The sequence below is a fragment of the Pseudomonas sp. HAR-UPW-AIA-41 genome, from assembly GCF_002304225.1.
Classification (GTDB): Bacteria; Pseudomonadota; Gammaproteobacteria; order Pseudomonadales; family Pseudomonadaceae; genus Aquipseudomonas.
This window is the reverse complement of sequence record NZ_NSLB01000001.1, coordinates 385,984-402,266: the sequence shown is the minus strand read 5'-3', so window position 1 is coordinate 402,266 and position 16,283 is coordinate 385,984. Positions and strand designations below refer to the sequence as shown.

Sequence of the window (16,283 nt, the reverse complement as noted above, 5' to 3'; positions counted from 1 at the left end):
CATGCAGCCCAGCAGCCGTCCGCCCCGTCAGCGCTGGCGCTTCCTGCGTCTGGCCGCGCCCTACTGGCGCAGCGAGCGCAAATGGACCATCCGCACTGCCGTGGCCCTGCTGCTGGGCCTGACACTCGGCCAGGTCGGTCTGGTGATCTGGACCAGCTACTGGCAGCGCGAACTGTTCGATGCCCTGGAAGACCGCTCGCTGCAGGCGCTGCTGGTGCAGATTGCCACCTTCGCCGTGATCTTCCTGCTGACCATGCTGGTCACCGCGCTGCACCTGCATGTCAAACGCTGGCTGCAGCTGGACTGGCGCCGCTGGATGACCGAACGCCTGCTCGACCAGTGGCTCAGTCGCGGCCATCACTACCAGCTGCTGTTCAAGGAAGGCGAGCACGACAACCCGGACGGGCGCATCGCCGAGGACATCCGCATCGTTACCGATTCAGCCATCGGTCTGGCCCACTCGCTGATCTACTCGCTGCTGATTCTCGGCAGCTTCATCGACATTCTCTACGGCCTGTCCGGCAGCCTGCCGATTCCCGGCACCGACATCGCTGTGCCCGGTTATCTGGTGATCCTCGCCTTCCTCTACGCTGGCGGCGGAACCCTGCTCGGCCTGCTGCTCGGCCGCCCGCTGGTCAAGGCCACCAACCACCTGCAGACCGTGGAGGCCAACCTGCGCTTTGGCCTGGCGCGCACCCGCGAGCACTCCGAATCGATTGCCCTGATGCACGGCGAGCCTGTGGAGCGCCAACATGCCGAGCGCCTGTTCGCCGATGTCGGCCGCGGCTGGAACCGCCAGACCCTCGGCTACCTGGGCATCGTCTCGTTCTCCGCCGGCTATGGCGCGCTGCTGCCGGTGTTCCCGATTCTGGTCGCCGCCCCGCAGTACATCGCCGGGCTCATGAGCCTCGGCATCCTCATGCAGGCAGCCATGGCCTTCCAGCGCCTGACCTCGGCCCTGTCCTGGCCGGTGGACAACCTGGGCGAGCTGGCCCGCTGCCGCGCCTCGGCCGACCGCGTGGTCAGTCTGTATCAGGACATGCTCGATCTGGAGCAGCAGGCGCGCGAACCCATGGAGCATCGCATCGAGCTGCGCCCGGGCGACTCGGGCCACCTCAGCCTGAATAACCTGTGCCTGGCCAACCCCGATGGCGAAGTGCTGCTGGAGCATCTCGATCTGCGCGTGCGGCGCGGCGAGCGCATCCTGATTGCCGGCGACCCCGCCGTGACCATCGGCCTGTTCAAGGCCGTGGCTGGTCTGTGGCCCTGGGGCAGCGGCGAGATCTGCCTGCCCGCCGAAACACCGCTGGTGTTCCTGCCGCAACGCCCGTTTCTCCCGGAAGGTCCATTGCGCGCGGCCCTCAGTTACCCCTATGCGATCAACCACTTCAGCGACAGCGAACTGCGGCACGCGCTGGAATGCGCCGGCGTCGCCTGGCTGACTGCGCGGCTGGATGAAAGCGACAGCTGGGACCGCGTGCTGCCGATGCGCGCCCAGCAGCGCCTGGGCATTGCCCGCGTCATCCTGCAACGCCCGGCCTGGGTGTTCATGGAGCAGGCTACCGATGCCTCGGACGCCAATGGCGAGGACTGCCTGCTGGATGTGCTGCACCAGGAGCTGCCCAACAGCACCCTGCTGTCGATCAGTTTCCACCCGGGGCTGGAGCGTCACTTCAGCCGCAAGCTGGTGCTCAACCGCCTGGCTGAACCGCGCTTCCTGAACTGCTCACAGCCGACCTGCACGCTGCGCCAGAACTGATGGCACAGGCGCTCATGACACGAAGCTCGATGGCAACCAGCCGCGCTCGACACACTCGCGGAAACACCAGGCGGGGGTGGTCTCGGTCTTGTAGTTCCAGAAGAACCAGCCCTGATACTTCTCGAAGGTCGCCAACTGGGCGGCGGCGTAACCACGGTAGGCCACGTTCTGCTGGAAATCGTCCATGCGCTCCAGCGCATGATTGAACGGCCCTTGCGCCCACAGCGACACCACTTTCAGGTCCAGCCCCAGGCTCCACTCGCCACAGAAGGTCGGCAGGCCCAGCTCGGTGATGATGGCATCGGCCTCGGCCTTCCACTCACCGGCCGCCTTGCGCATGTGCCCGTAGATATCCATGTCGATGTCGCCACGCTCGAAGCACTGGTAGCGGTGGATATCGAACAGCACATTGCTGAACTCCGGCGCCTGCATGAAGCCCAGGTATTCGCGAAAATCGCGGAAACCATCGTGGAACACCACCGCCACCTGCTCGGCCGGCGCATGCCGGCGGATGCGCTCATAGGCTTGCAGGTAATAGGCCTTCAGGTAGTCGGTCGGCACGTCCCAGCGCGGCTCGTTGAGGGCTTCGATGGCATGCAGCGCCGGATGCCGGCCATAGCGCTCGGCCAGTCGTTCCAGCACCGCCAGCGAGTGCTCCAGGTATTCAGGCCTTGTATGCCACTCGCAGACATCCTTGATGCCGCCGTTGTCAAAACCGTTCTGGCAGCCCGGCGCGGCGTGCAGATCGAGCACCACCTGCAGACCAAACTCCTGCGCCCAGGCCATGGCATTGTCGAGCACGGCAATGCCGCCTTCGACAAAGGGATGACGGGCCTCGCCGTAGCTGGGGTGATAGGGATAATCCGGGCCGAAAATCCAGTGCCCCACGGGAATGCGCACGGCGTTGATGCCACGCTCGGCCAGCCAGGCAAAATCCTCGCGGGTAATCCAGCGCTGCCAGTGGGCCCGCAGGCGTTCCCCGGCAGCCTCGCCCAGCTCGGCGCACCAGGTCGTCTCGTCGGTGGCCGCCAGCCCCTCGAAAAGGCTGGGCACCATCCATTTCTCCAGTACCAGCCAGCTGCCCAGATTCACCCCACGCAGTTTGATCGCGGCGTTGCCCATAGCCTTGTCCTTCCCGTTTGCAAACTCTTTGAGAGCATAGCGCCATGGCCGTGCGAAGCGTTGATGCAGGACAAACGCACGCCGAGCATCGACCCGGGACCGAAGGCACGGGCATTAAAAAACCGATGTCAGGTCCTGGCATCGGTTTTGTTTAGCTCAGGCCAGACAGGCCTGTGGGGCGGCAATCAGCGCAGTTTTTCCATCATCTGGTAGTACCACATGCCGGCAGCCAGCATCGGGTTGCCGAAGATGTCGCCCATCGGCACCTTGATGTGCTTGCACGAGGCGAAGGTGTCGAACTTCTCCAGCGTGCCGGTCATGGCATTGGCCATGATCTCGCCCATGATGTGGGTGGTGGCCACGCCGTGACCTGAGTAGCCCTGGCAGTACCAGACGTTGTCCGACAGCTTGCCCAGCTGCGGGATGCGGTTCATCACGATGCCCATGGCGCAGCTCCACTGGAACTCGATGTCCACGCCCTTGAGCGCCGGGAAGGTACGCTCGATGCAGGGACGCAGTTCGCCGGCGATATCCCGCGAATCACGCCCGGAGTAGTTGGCACCACCGCCGAACAGCAGACGGCCGTCGGCGGTCAGGCGGTAGTAGTCGAGCACGAAGCGGCAGTCATACACCGCCAGATCCTGCGGGTTGATCTGCTTGGCCAGGTCGCCCAGCGGCTTGGTCGTCACGATGCCGCCCATGGCCGGGAAGATCAGACCCTTGAGCTTCTTGCGCTCGAGCTTGTGGTAAACATCGCCGGCCAGCATCACCTGCTTGGCCTCGACCCGCCCCTGAGCAGTGACCACCGCCGGGTTGGCGCCGTGCACGATATCCAGCACCTCGGAATGTTCGAAGATCAGCGCACCCAGACTCTCGGCGGCCTTGGCCTCGCCGATGCACAGGTTCAGCGGGTGCAGGTGCATGTTGCGGGTGTTCTTGATCGCACCGTAGTACAGGTCGCTTTCCAGGTGCTGACGCACGCCCTGAGCATCGAGCAGGGTTACCTCACTGCCCATGCCACGGCGCACGGCCTCCTCGTAGGACGCTTCCAGCTCGGCCATGTGCACCGGCTTCATCGCCGCATGCAGGTGGCCGTGCTTGAGGTCGCACTGGATGCCGTACTTGGCCACGCGGTTCTTGATGATCTCGTGGCCGCGCCAGCGCAGGTGCCAGATGAAATCCTCGACCTCGCTGCCGAGGGTCTTACTCATCTGTTTGTGCATGGCCCCTTCGCCGGACAGGCTGCCGGTGACCTGCCCGCCATTGCGGCCGGTCGCGCCCCAGCCGATCTTGTTGGCTTCGATCACCGCCACCTTGAGACCACGCTCGGCCAGTTCCACCGCCGTGGCCACGCCAGTGAAGCCGCCACCGATAATGGCCACATCGACCTTCACCGTGCCCTGTACCGTCGGGTAATCGGTCTCGTAATTCAGCGTGGCGGTGTAATAGGACTTGCAGCGCTCGGGCGCAGGCGTCACGGGCTTGATCGCAGCGTTCATGGGGATTCCCTGTTATTCAAAGCGGTTATGGGAGGCGGCACCACAGCGGTGCGGCAAAACGGTTCGGTTGTCCGGTACTGACGACCTGCAACAACCGCTGAGCCAAAGGGCTCGATCTGAAATGGGTCAGTGCTATGACGGACTGATATCCGGTGGACGGGCATGACGGCAGTGCCACAGTGCCCAGAACGCCAGCGGCAAACAGCGCAAGCCATCCATACTGCAGCGACAGTGCTTGCCTGCCATGAAAGACAGAGCACCGAACAGTGTGGAAAGGGTTAAAAGCGCCATGGGCGATCCGGAAAAACCTGACTGAATGCAGGGTCGCACGCGGATTTGCGTTGAATAAATCAGTTTTTCCCGATCTTTGGTTTTACAGATATCAAACAATAACCGACTGCTGCAGGCGTGCATCCAGGCGCTCGCAGTCGTTTTCCCGGCGCAGCTCGGCAAACAGCTGCGCCGCCTCCGGGTAGCTGCGCGTCAGCATGGCCAGCCACTGCTTGAGCCGGCCCGGGGCGTAGCGCGGTGCCAGTTTGCCGCGCGCCTGCCGCCAGAAGTCCTGCAGCAGGGGCCAGAGTTCGGCCCAGGTCATCGGCGTGGTATCGGCGCCATCGCGCCAGGCGGCAATCTGCCGGGCCAGGTCGGGGCGTGAGACCAGGCCGCGACCCAGCATGATGTCGGCAACGCCACTCACCTCGCGGCAGCGCTGGTAATCGGCCAGGCTCCAGACCTCGCCGTTGGCCAGCACCGGTACCCGGACCGTCTCGGCCACACGGGCCACCCACTCCCAATGGGCCGGCGGCTTGTAGCCGTCGCGCTTGGTCCGCGCATGCACCACCAGCTGCGCTGCCCCGCCGTCGACCAGAGCACGCGCGCAATCCAGAGCGCCATCCGGAGCGTCATAGCCCAGTCGCATCTTCGCTGTTACCGGTATGGCCGCCGGTACTGCGCGGCGCACCTCGCAGAGAATGCGATGTAGCAGCTCAGGCTCATTGAGCAGCACGGCCCCGCCGCGCGACTTGTTCACCGTTTTGGCCGGGCAGCCGAAGTTCAGGTCGATCACCGGCGCCCCCAGCTCGCAGGCGTAGGCCGCATTCTCAGCCAGACAGACCGGATCGGAGCCCAGCAGCTGCACACGCATTGGCGTGCCGGCCCGGGTCTGTGAGCCATGCGCCAGCTCCGGCGCCAGCTTGTAGAAGGCCGAGGCCGGCAGTAGGCGGTCACAGATGCGGATGAACTCGGTCACGCACCAGTCGATGCCACCGGCACGCGTCAGCACATCACGCAGGATTTCGTCGACCAGCCCCTCCATCGGGGCCAAGGCGATTTGCACGGCAGCAGTCTCGGCAGGCAAACGGGGCGGCGATTCTAGAGGCCCACCCCGGCAAATCCAAGCCACGTCGGTCGCCAAACGCCGCTCAGACGCTCAGCCACTCGTTGCAGTGGTGCCGGAGGAACTGCTGCAACAGCCGGACTCGCTCAGTCACCTGCGCCCGTTGCGGGCATAGCAGGTTCAGTGGAACTCGCTCACCCTGCCAGTCGGGAAACAGAGCAACCAGCCGACCGCTACGCAAATCGGCCTGCACATCCAGCTGCGCCTTATAGACGATGCCATGCCCGGCCAACGCCCAGCGACGCGCCACCTCCCCATCATCACACTCCAGCTCACCACGGACCCCTACTTCCTGCGTCATATCACCCTGGCTGAAGCGCCATTCGTCATAGCGGCGGTCACCGAGCCGATAGAGCACTGCCTTGTGTTGCTCCAACTCCAGCGGGCTGGCCGGACAGCCATGACGAGCCAGGTACTCAGGACTGGCACAAGCCACACGACGGTGTTCCGGCACCACGGGTAACGCCACCAGAGAGGAGTCGTTGGGCACGCCATAGCGCAGGGCAAGATCCACCGGTTCACGAATCAGATCGGTGTTGCGGTCATTGAGGCGCAAGTTCAGACGAAGATGAGGATGCTCCAGACGGAACTCATCCAGCCACGGCAACAGAACATTGCGGCCAAAGTCCGAGGGTGCCGTGAGCTGAAGCGTGCCACTGAGCCCAGATGACTGCTGACCCAGTGCCTGCTTGGCCTCGCTCAGGGCGCCGAGGGCCAGACGCACGCTATCGAGGTAGTGACGACCTTCCTCGGTCAGTCGGAGACTGCGCGTTGAACGCACCAGCAAGGCAATACCCAGGCTTTTTTCCAGGCGTTTGATGGAAAGACTCGCCGCCGCAGGCGTGAGCCCCAAACTGCGGGCAGCCGCCGAAAAGCTACCGCTGTCTGCCGTGCGAACAAAGATTTCCAAATCCAGAAGCGTGGTCATTCTTAAATTTTCTTAACAGGTCATTCTGAATACAGGCACTTTATAGCGAATTATTAGTAGATGATCATAAGTTCTCTTGAAAACGGAGAGCGAACCATGCACTGGCACTTTGATCATCTGGCCTTCAATAGCGCCAATGGCGCCCATCTGCAGGAGGCCTTTTCCGCTTTACTGGATCTGCAACCTGGAGCTCGCCCACCCTTTCCTTTCCCTGGTCGCTGGCTCTACCAAGGCAGTCAGGCTCTGGTGCACATCATCGAACGCGACGCCTTCAGTCACGATCATCTGAGCCATCTGGCACTGCATACAGACAGCCCAGCCGAGATGGTATTGCAGCGGGTGGAACTCAGCGGACTGCCTTACCACCTGACTGAGGTTCCGGGGGAATCCCTGTGGCAATGCTTCGTACAACTACCCGGTGGTCTGCTGCTGGAACTCAACGCCAGAAAAACGCCCCAAACACCGGCCCGCTGAGGCTAGCCTGCACAATGACCGACGCTTAGGAGAAGGTGATGACCACCGCAAAACTGTTTTCCCCAGGGTCCCTGGGCACGCTGAGCCTACCCAATCGTATTGTCATGGCGCCGATGACACGCGCCCGCAGTGGCCAGCCCGGCGATATTCCCACTGCATTGATGGCCAGCTACTACGCCCAGCGCGCCTCTGCCGGTCTGATCATCAGCGAGGCCACCCAGATCAGTCCGCAGGGCAAGGGTTACAGCTTCACCCCTGGCATTCACAGTCAGGCGCAGGTCGACGGCTGGCGTCAGGTGACAGAAGCGGTGCATGCCGCAGGCGGACGCATCTTCCTGCAGCTATGGCATGTGGGGCGCATGTCGCATGCCAGCTTTCACCCCGATGGTCTGCCAGTAGCGCCGTCGGCGCTGGCCCCGGACGCCCAGGTCTGGGTAGTTGGCGACGATGGTGTCGGCCGCATGGTCGATTGTCCGACGCCCCGCGCCCTAAGCCAAAGCGATATCAAGAACATCATCGAGGACTTCCGCCAGGCCGCCCGGCGTGCTGACCTGGCAGGTTTCGACGGGGTGGAAATTCACGGCGCCAACGGTTATCTGATCGACCAGTTTCTGCGCACCACCTCCAACCAGCGCAGCGATGAGTACGGCGGCGACCGTCACGGCCGGCTGCGCTTTCTCCGCGAAGTTGTTGCCGCCGTGGCCAACGAACTCGGCGCACATCGTGTTGGTATTCGCCTGGCGCCGTTCATCACCGCCCGTAATATGGACTGCCCGGACATCATCCCGACTATCCTCGAAGCGGCGGCCTATCTGCAGCAACAGAAGATTGCCTACCTGCACCTCTCCGAAGCCGACTGGGACGATGCACCACAGATTCCCGACTCGTTCCGCCAGGCCCTGCGGGCAGCTTACACGGGCACCATCATGGTTGCCGGACGCTATACCGCCGAGCGCGGCAACGCATTGCTGGAGCAGGGACTGGTCGACCTGATCGCCTTCGGCCGCCCCTTTATCGCCAATCCCGACTTGCCGCGGCGACTGGCCAACAACCTCCCGTTGGCAGACTTCGAGAGCTCGACGCTGTTTGGCGGCGATGCTCACGGATACACCGATTACCCGGCGCTGGCGGACACGGCCGCGCCTCACACCCTCTCGTAAACAGGAACCCCCATGAAAGCTGTCGCCTATTTCGACTCGCTGCCCATCAGCAATGAGCAGAGCCTGCAAGACGTTGAGCTGTCCACTCCCATACCAGGACCAAGGGACCTACTGGTGGAAGTGCGGGCCATCTCGGTGAATCCGGTAGACACCAAAATCCGTCGTAACGTCGCGCCTGAGGCTGGCCAGGCAAAGGTACTCGGCTGGGACGTGGCCGGGGTGGTACGCGCGGTTGGCGCCGAAGTCAGCTTGTTCAAAGCGGGTGATACGGTGTATTACGCCGGCGCTCTGCAACGCCCCGGCGGCAACAGCGAGCTGCATCTGGTCGACGAGCGCCTGGTCGGCCACAAACCTGCCAGCCTGGACTTTGCTCAGAGTGCGGCGCTGCCACTGACCGCCATCACCGCCTGGGAGTTGCTATTCGAGCGCCTGAAAATCCGTCGGGACAGTTCCAGCAACGGGCAAACCCTGCTGATCATCGGCGCCGCTGGCGGTGTCGGCTCGATACTTACGCAGCTGGCCAGACGACTCACCGGGCTTACCGTGATCGGCACCGCTTCCCGTGAAGAAACGATGAACTGGGTGCGGCAGTTGGGCGCTCACCACGTCATCGATCACAGCCAGCCCCTGTTGCCACAGCTGCAGGCACTGGGCCTGTCCCAGGTCGACCATGTGGCCAGCCTGACTCACACCGACACCCACTATGATCAACTGGTCGAATGCCTGGCGCCGCAAGGACAGCTCGCCCTGATCGATGATCCGGCATCGCTGGACGTCCTCAAACTCAAGCGCAAGAGCCTCTCCCTGCACTGGGAGTTCATGTACACCCGCTCGCTCTACGAAACGCCTGACATGCAGGCGCAACACGAGCTGCTGGACGAGGTAGCCCGCCTGATTGACCAGGGGACGCTGCGCACCACGCTGGGCGAACACTACGGGCAGATCAATGCCAGCAACCTGCGACGCGCCCACGCCTTGCTGGAGAGTGGCAAGGCCCGAGGCAAGATCGTTCTGGAAGGGTTCTGAATCTCAGGCACCGACCGGCGTCAGAAGTGCCCGGCCATAACCCTCGACGAATTCCGCCGGCATGCGTTTTGGCTTGCCGGTGGAAAGCTCGATGCAGACAAAGGTGGTCTGCGCCCGCAGCAAGGTCAGGTCATCGGCCGGGCGCCTGAGCTGGAAATGCCGGGTCATCTTCAGGCGCTGATCCGACTCGACGATCCAGGTCGCCAGCTGCAGCTGATCCCCCTCGTAGGCACTGGCCAGGTAGTCCACCTCATGGCGCACAACCGCCATGGCGCGGTCCAGCCGGCGGTACTCGGCCAGGTCCAGCCCAAGACTCTGCGAATGGCGCCAGGCACAGCGCTCCAGCCAGCTGACATAGACCGCATTGTTGGCATGGCCGAGGCCATCGATATCTTCGGGTTGCACGACGATATCGATGACAAAGGGATCAGGCAGCCCCCAGCTCACACCCGGCGCTCCAGCGTCGAGGCAATGTCGCGGGCTTCGGCGGCCAGCTGGGTGATCTGATCCCAGGCACGCGCCTTGACCAGATTCTCCGGGGCAATCCAGGTACCGCCGACACAAGCCACATTGGGCAGGCGCAGGAAACTCAGCAGGTTGTCCGGGGTGATGCCGCCGGTGGGACAGAAGCGGATGCCGGTGAAAGGCCCCTTGAAGCTTTTCAGCATCTTCACGCTGGTGGCGCCATTGGCCGGGAACAGCTTGAGCGAGCGGTAGCCATATTCCAGCGCCAGCAAAACTTCGGACGGCGTCATCACCGCCGGCAGGTACGGCAGTCCGGAGTCATCGGCGGCGGCGGCCAGACGCTCGGTGCAACCGGGGCTGACGGCGAACTGGGCGCCGGCATCGCGGGCCTCACTGAACTGCTCGGCATGAATGACCGTGCCGGCACCGACCAGCAGGTCCGGCACCGCCTGACGGATCGCCTGCAGCGCATCCAGCGCGCCCGGCGTGCGCAGGGTCACCTCCAGCACCTCGATGCCACCGGCCTTGAGCGCCAGGGCCAGATCAACAGCCAGACCGACATCCTCGATCACCAGCACCGGCAACACCGGGCGGGCACGCTGCAACACCTGATCCATCGTCAACATCATCACTCTCCTGCATCGAACCAGCTGGCCCCGCGATCGGCGGGTCCGACCCAACGGCGTTGGCTGGCAAACAGCTCCAGGCCATAACCGACCGCCTGCGCTTCACTGGCAGTGGCCGGCACCCGCTGGGCCAGCTCCGCCTCACTCACCTCCAGATGCAAGGTGCCTGCCGCCACATCCAGAGTTAACCAGTCGCCATCACGCACCCGGGCCAGCAGACCGCCGCACGCGGCTTCAGGCGTCAGGTGCAAGGCCGCCGGCACCTGACCGGAGGCACCGGACAGCCGGCCATCGGTCACCAGTGCCACCCGTTGTCCCTGCTGCTGCAGATTGGCCAGCAAGGGCATCAGCTTGTGCAGCTCGGGCATACCGTTGGCTCGTGGTCCTTGGAAGCGCACGACCAGCACCAGGTCACCGCTGAATTCGCCGGCGGCATAGGCACGCTGCACCGCCGCCTCGCTGTCGAAGACCCTTGCCTGCGCCCGTACCTGCCAGGCAGACTGTGGAATCGCCGAGGTCTTGAGCATGGCACGGCCAAGATTGCCCTGTAGCAGGACCAGTCCGCCCTCGTCAGCAAAGGGCGTCGACAGGGGCTTCAGGATGTCCGGCGCGAAGGTTTCAGCCGGCACCTCACGCCAGCTCAGACCGCTCTGATCCAGCCATGCCTCGCGGGCATAGTCATCCAGGCTGTCACCGGCCACGGTGGCCACCTCGCCATGCAGCAGGCCGCCCTCAAGCAGCTGGCGGATTAGCCAGGCCGGGCCGCCGGCTGCCTGAAACTGGTTCACGTCCGCCGCACCATTGGGGTAGACCCGCGCCAGCAGCGGCACCACCCGCGACAGCGCGGCAATATCGTCCCAGCTCAGCTCGTAACCCGCCGCCCTGGCAATCGCCGGCAGATGCAGGGTATGGTTGGTCGAGCCGCCACTGGCGAGCAGACCGACCACCGCATTGACCAGCACCCGCGCATCGATCTGCACGCCCAGCGGCAAGGGGCGCTCGCCATGCCGACTGTTGCGCGCCACCAGACGCGCCGCTTCCGCGGTGATGGCCGGACGCAACTCGCCATGCGGCGGAACGAAGGCCGATCCCGGCACATGCAGGCCCATGAACTCCATCAGCAACTGGTTGGTATTGGCGGTGCCGTAGAAGGTGCAGGTGCCCTCACCGTGATAGGCCGCCAGCTCAGCCGCCAGCAGTTCCTCCCGGCTGGCCTCGCCACGCACGAAACGCTGGCGCACTTCGGCCTTGGCCTTGTTCGGCAGCCCCGAGCTCATGGGCCCGGCCGGCACGAACACGGCGGGCAGATGGCCGAAATGCAGGGCGCCGATCAGAAGACCCGGCACGATCTTGTCGCACACACCCAGATACAGACCGCCATCGAACACACCATGGGTCAGACCGATGGCCGTGGCCTGGGCAATCAGGTCGCGGGAGAACAGCGACAGCTGCATCCCCGGCTCGCCCTGGGTAATGCCATCGCACATAGCCGGCACCCCGGCAGCAAACTGCCCGCTGGCACCATGCTGGGCCAGCGCCTGTTTGAGCTGTTCGGGATAGTCACGCAGCGGCGCATGGGCCGAGAGCAGGTCGTTGTAACTGGAAACGATGGCGATGTGCGGCGAACCGCCCTGACGCACGATCAGCCGGGCCGCCTCGGGCTGCGCCGCCAACGTGTGGGCCAGGTTGGAACAGCCCAGGTGCTGCCGCGGCTCTCGCTGATTGGCCAGCTGCAACCGCTCGAGGTAGGCACGGCGGCGTGGCGCCGAGCGCTGCTCAATGGCGGCAGTGACCTGTTCCAGCACGGGATGCAGCATGAGGCACGTCCTTCAGCGGCGAATGCGCTGAGTGTAACGGCTCTGGGACGGGGACGTCAGCCGCGCAGCGAGCATAACGCGCTGCGGCCTTACTCGGCCCAGTAGACCTGCACCATACCCGACTCCAGCAGTTTACGCACCGGCCAGTCGCCCTGCCCCTGCTGTGCCTGCTCCAGCAGCGCACGTTTGGCGCCGCCGAACACCAGCAGGCCCAGCCAGTCACTGCGCCGCAACAGGGCCAGATTCGGTGTCAGGCGCAGTCGCGATTCGCTCGGCGCCTGCGCCGGCAGCGCTGCCGGTTCGGCGGCCACATTCAGCGCCGCCTCCAGCCCTGGCATGCCCGGGAACAGCGAAGCAAAATGGCCATCTTCACCCATCCCCAGCAACACGGCGGTCATGGGCAGCCACGACTGCAGTTGCTCTCCCCAGCGCTGCGCCGCCTGCTCTGGCGTCGAACCCTGGCGCGGATCAAGCCACTGCGCGCCCGGAACACCCGCGCGCAGAAGGCGCAGATTGCTCTGTTCGTCCCCGGCTTGAACCCAGCGCTCATCGCTGGGGCTGGCCATTACCTGCGACCAGTCCAGTTCGGCCGCAGCCAGCAACGGCAACAAGGGGGCGGGAGAGCTGCCACCGGGCAATAACAGGCTGGCATGCCCCTGCCCGGCAACGGCGCGCTGCAGGCGGGTCACCAGCTCATCAGCCAGAGCCTGCAGACAGGCGCTGCGGGTCGCAAAGGTATGCAGAACGGCGGACATGATCAGTCTCTCCTGACATCAGGCCTCATCATGCCCCATTCGAGCAGGCGCCGGCAGCCACACGCCGGTAACAGCGACGGAAGAGAAAATCGAGACAAAACAAAAGGGCCATCCCGTGGGATGGCCCTTGAACCCGAAAACCGGGAAATGAAAATTGGCGTCCCCTAGGGGACTCGAACCCCTGTTACCGCCGTGAAAGGGCGGTGTCCTAGGCCACTAGACGAAGGGGACGAAACCTTCGTGCAAACCGCTTGCGCAGCTTGCTGGAAATTTGGTGGAGCTAGACGGGATCGAACCGTCGACCTCTTGCATGCCATGCAAGCGCTCTCCCAGCTGAGCTATAGCCCCGTGAAACAAGTAACCCCTGAAACAGGGTGCGAACTTTTCAGATCGCGATTTGCAGTTCCGGCTGGGTGGACTCTGCAAATCTAAAGTGGCGTCCCCTAGGGGACTCGAACCCCTGTTACCGCCGTGAAAGGGCGGTGTCCTAGGCCACTAGACGAAGGGGACGAAACCTTCGTGCAAACCGCTTACGCAGCTTGCTGGAAATTTGGTGGAGCTAGACGGGATCGAACCGTCGACCTCTTGCATGCCATGCAAGCGCTCTCCCAGCTGAGCTATAGCCCCGTCGCTTGGACGGGGCGCATATTAGGGGCGACCCGCCAGGCTGTCAACACTATTTTCGCCGATAGGCTGATTTTTTCTTCAAACAGAACAACCACTTATCGGCGGGCGCCGGGCAAGCCGGCGCCCCTTGCGCGATCAGGCGATCTCGCCCAGGAGTTTCTCCCACTCCTTGGTTTCCTTCTTCGACACACCACCGAGCAGCTCGACGGCCTGACGCAGACGGAAACGCGACAGATCCGGACCGAGGATTTCCATGGCGTCGAGTACCGAGACGGAGCTAGCCTGACCACTGATGGCCGGGAAGATCAGTGGCATCAAGTCACGCAGCTTGAGCTGCTGATGCTCGGCCACCTTCTGGATGATCGCGGTGATGTTGTCCTTGTTCCACTGACGCAGGGCTTCGAGCTTCCACAGGATCAGTTGCAGAACCAGACGCACCTGATCGGGCGACAGCTTCTTGTGCTCGAACAGCTTGGCATCCGGGGCCACGCCGCCACTGAAGAAGAACCCGGCCAGCGGAGCGATCTGGCTGAAGGTTTCCACGCGGCCCTGCACATGCGGGGCAATCTGCATCAGGTACTGCGGGTTGAACGCCCACTTCTGTACCTCGGCGGCAAAGCGCTCGACCGGCAGTTCGCGCAGCCACTGGCCATTGAGCCAGGAGAGCTTCTCCAGATCGAAGATCGGCCCGCCGAGGGAAATGCGGTTGAGGTCGAAGTGCTCGATCATCTCGGCCAGCGAGAACTTCTCGCGCTCGTCCGGCATCGACCAGCCCATGCGCCCCAGGTAGTTGAGCATGGCCTCCGGCAGGTAGCCCATGCGCTCGTAGAAGGTGATGCTGGTCGGGTTCTTGCGCTTGGACAGTTTGCTCTTGTCCGGGTTGCGCAGCAGCGGCATGTAGCACAGTGCCGGCTGCTCCCAGCCGAAGTATTCGTACAGCTTGATCAGCTTGGGCGCCGACGGCAGCCACTCCTCGCCGCGCAGCACGTGGGTGATGCCCATCAGGTGATCGTCGACCACATTGGCCAGGAAGTAGGTGGGCAGACCGTCGGCCTTCATCAGCACCTGCATGTCCATGCGGTCCCACGGAATCTCCACGTTGCCGCGCAGCATGTCCGGCACGCTGCAGATGCCTTCGCTCGGCACCTTCATGCGCACCACATGGGACTCGCCGGCCGCAATGCGGCGCTGCGCTTCGGCCGGATCCAGGTGCATGCAATGGCCGTCGTAACGCGGCGTTTCCTTGTTGGCCATCTGCTGGGCGCGCACCTCGTCCAGACGCTCGGCGCTGCAGAAGCACGGGAAGGCATGGCCCTTGCTGACCAGCTCATCCGAGTATTTCTTGTAGATAGCGCCGCGCTCGCTCTGCCGGTAAGGGCCGTGCGGGCCACCGACATCCGGACCCTCGTCCCACTCGATACCCAGCCAGCGCAGGGCATCGAAGATCTGCTGTTCGGACTCGCGGGTGGAACGCACCTGATCGGTATCTTCGATACGCAGGATGAACTGGCCGCCATGCTGACGGGCGAAGCACAGGTTGAACAGGGCGATATAGGCAGTGCCTACGTGCGGGTCACCGGTAGGCGACGGCGCAATGCGGGTACGGACGGTGGTCATGGAGGCTCTCTAATGACGGGCTGCGAGCCGCAGCAGGAATCAAAGGTGCGATGTTAACAGGCCGGGCCCTGCCGGCTCCAGCAACCGCCCGCCGTATGACGGCAGGCTGGCCATGAGGAAGTCGAGAAAGGTCTTGACCTTGGTCGCCTGAAAACGCCGCGAGGGGTACACCGCATAGATCTCTCCCACCGGCAAACGGGCCTGCTCCAGCACCTCGACCAGACGCCCACTGGCCAGTGCCTCGCCGCAGATCATCACCGGCAGGCAGCCGATGCCCGCCCCGGCCAGCAAAGCCTCGCGCAGGAAGGTGATGTTGTTGCACACCAGGGCTTGCTGGCAGCTGACCTGCGCCTCCAGAAGCGGCCAGTAGCGGCCGGTGTCGTGGCTCTGCACCACGGCGCGGTGGCTGGCCAGATCACTGATTACCAGCGGCATGCCCTGCCGCGCCAGGTAGTCCGGGCTGGCAAAGAGGCCGCGCCGGCTCTCGAACAATTTACGGGCAATCAGCGTGGAGTCCTGTGGCACGCCCACGCGAATGGCGATATCGACCCCCTCCTCCAGCGGATCGACCAGGCGCGAGGTCAGCTCCACCTCGGCGGTGATCTGCGGATAATCGCGCATAAAAGCGCCCAGCAGGCCACCCAGAAACAGCTGGCCGAACTCGATCGGCGCGGTAATCCGCAACAGCCCGGCCGGCGCCTGCTGCAACTGCATCACCGCCTGCTCGGCCTCGGCAAAGTCGAGCATGATCTGCCGGCAGCGCTCGTAGTAGGCCTGCCCCACCTCGGTCAGGCGCAGCTTGCGCGTGGTGCGGTTGAGCAGCCGCACGCCGAGGCGCTCCTCCAGCTGGGCAATGCGCCGGCTGACCGTGGACTTCTGCATGCCCAGACCGGCCGCCGCCAGGGTAAAGCTGTGGCACTCCACGACGCGCGTGAAGATCAAGGCATCATCCAGCCCCATGACTGTTCCTTAATCGCAACAAAGTGTCCGAAGCATACTAGCTGTTGAGTCT

General features: G+C 63.9%; 14 protein-coding genes and 4 tRNA genes. 4 read left to right on the top strand and 14 right to left on the bottom strand.

The features are described from left to right. The first annotated feature begins 1 nt into the window (after window position 1). The gene (locus CK486_RS01890; protein WP_095938581.1) at window positions 2-1,759 is read left to right on the top strand and encodes an ABC transporter ATP-binding protein/permease; all 1,758 of its coding nucleotides are present in this window, start codon (window positions 2-4) and stop codon (window positions 1,757-1,759) included. A gap of 12 nt (window positions 1,760-1,771) precedes the next feature. On the opposite strand, the gene CK486_RS01885 is transcribed toward CK486_RS01890, so the two are convergent. The 4 genes from CK486_RS01885 to CK486_RS01870 form a co-directional block, all read right to left on the bottom strand. Continuing rightward, a complete protein-coding gene (locus CK486_RS01885; protein WP_095938580.1) occupies window positions 1,772-2,881 on the bottom strand; it encodes a glycoside hydrolase family 5 protein in 1,110 nt (369 codons plus the stop codon). A 185-nt stretch (window positions 2,882-3,066) separates the two neighbouring features. Further along, on the bottom strand, window positions 3,067-4,380 hold the full coding sequence (locus CK486_RS01880; protein ID WP_095938579.1) for an FAD-binding oxidoreductase: 1,314 nt from the start codon (window positions 4,378-4,380) through the stop codon (window positions 3,067-3,069). A 382-nt stretch (window positions 4,381-4,762) separates the two neighbouring features. Beyond that, window positions 4,763-5,716: a tRNA-dihydrouridine synthase gene (locus tag CK486_RS01875; protein WP_095939038.1), complete on the bottom strand. Its 954-nt coding sequence runs from the start codon at window positions 5,714-5,716 to the stop codon at window positions 4,763-4,765. A gap of 85 nt (window positions 5,717-5,801) precedes the next feature. After that, window positions 5,802-6,704: a LysR family transcriptional regulator gene (locus tag CK486_RS01870; protein ID WP_095938578.1), complete on the bottom strand. Its 903-nt coding sequence runs from the start codon at window positions 6,702-6,704 to the stop codon at window positions 5,802-5,804. Window positions 6,705-6,800: 96 nt separating this feature from the next. Here CK486_RS01870 and CK486_RS01865 point away from each other — a divergent pair, with 96 nt between their 5' ends. Genes CK486_RS01865 through CK486_RS01855 form a run of 3 tightly spaced genes read left to right on the top strand, consistent with a single transcriptional unit; the run spans window position 6,801 to window position 9,364 of the window. Further along, the gene (locus CK486_RS01865; RefSeq protein WP_095938577.1) at window positions 6,801-7,178 is read left to right on the top strand and encodes a hypothetical protein; all 378 of its coding nucleotides are present in this window, start codon (window positions 6,801-6,803) and stop codon (window positions 7,176-7,178) included. Between the two features lie 38 nt (window positions 7,179-7,216). Then, entirely contained in the window at window positions 7,217-8,338 is a 1,122-nt protein-coding gene (locus CK486_RS01860) for an alkene reductase (protein ID WP_095938576.1), read from the top strand. A 12-nt stretch (window positions 8,339-8,350) separates the two neighbouring features. Further along, window positions 8,351-9,364, top strand: a complete 1,014-nt coding sequence (locus tag CK486_RS01855; protein WP_095938575.1) for a zinc-binding alcohol dehydrogenase family protein — start codon at window positions 8,351-8,353, stop codon at window positions 9,362-9,364. A gap of 3 nt (window positions 9,365-9,367) precedes the next feature. On the opposite strand, the gene CK486_RS01850 is transcribed toward CK486_RS01855, so the two are convergent. The 10 genes from CK486_RS01850 to CK486_RS01805 form a co-directional block, all read right to left on the bottom strand. Continuing rightward, window positions 9,368-9,811, bottom strand: a complete 444-nt coding sequence (locus CK486_RS01850) for a thioesterase family protein (RefSeq protein ID WP_095938574.1) — start codon at window positions 9,809-9,811, stop codon at window positions 9,368-9,370. Next, window positions 9,808-10,458 (bottom strand): bifunctional 4-hydroxy-2-oxoglutarate aldolase/2-dehydro-3-deoxy-phosphogluconate aldolase, encoded by a 651-nt coding sequence (locus CK486_RS01845; RefSeq protein WP_095938573.1) that lies wholly within the window; start codon window positions 10,456-10,458, stop codon window positions 9,808-9,810. Before CK486_RS01845 ends, CK486_RS01850 begins: the two co-directional genes overlap by 4 nt. Further along, window positions 10,458-12,269: a phosphogluconate dehydratase gene (edd, locus tag CK486_RS01840; RefSeq protein ID WP_218192091.1), complete on the bottom strand. Its 1,812-nt coding sequence runs from the start codon at window positions 12,267-12,269 to the stop codon at window positions 10,458-10,460. Before edd ends, CK486_RS01845 begins: the two co-directional genes overlap by 1 nt. A gap of 92 nt (window positions 12,270-12,361) precedes the next feature. Continuing rightward, a complete protein-coding gene (locus CK486_RS01835; protein WP_095938571.1) occupies window positions 12,362-13,027 on the bottom strand; it encodes a 6-phosphogluconolactonase in 666 nt (221 codons plus the stop codon). A 155-nt stretch (window positions 13,028-13,182) separates the two neighbouring features. Beyond that, a tRNA-Glu gene (locus CK486_RS01830) sits at window positions 13,183-13,258 on the bottom strand. A gap of 41 nt (window positions 13,259-13,299) precedes the next feature. Beyond that, window positions 13,300-13,375: transfer RNA gene (locus CK486_RS01825), tRNA-Ala, on the bottom strand. An 86-nt stretch (window positions 13,376-13,461) separates the two neighbouring features. After that, window positions 13,462-13,537, bottom strand: a tRNA-Glu gene (locus CK486_RS01820). 41 nt (window positions 13,538-13,578) lie between these two features. After that, window positions 13,579-13,654, bottom strand: a tRNA-Ala gene (locus CK486_RS01815). A gap of 135 nt (window positions 13,655-13,789) precedes the next feature. Beyond that, window positions 13,790-15,271 (bottom strand): glutamate--tRNA ligase, encoded by a 1,482-nt coding sequence (gene gltX / locus CK486_RS01810; protein ID WP_095938570.1) that lies wholly within the window; start codon window positions 15,269-15,271, stop codon window positions 13,790-13,792. 39 nt (window positions 15,272-15,310) lie between these two features. Then, a complete protein-coding gene (locus CK486_RS01805) occupies window positions 15,311-16,231 on the bottom strand; it encodes a LysR family transcriptional regulator (RefSeq protein WP_095938569.1) in 921 nt (306 codons plus the stop codon). Window positions 16,232-16,283 lie beyond the last annotated feature (52 nt).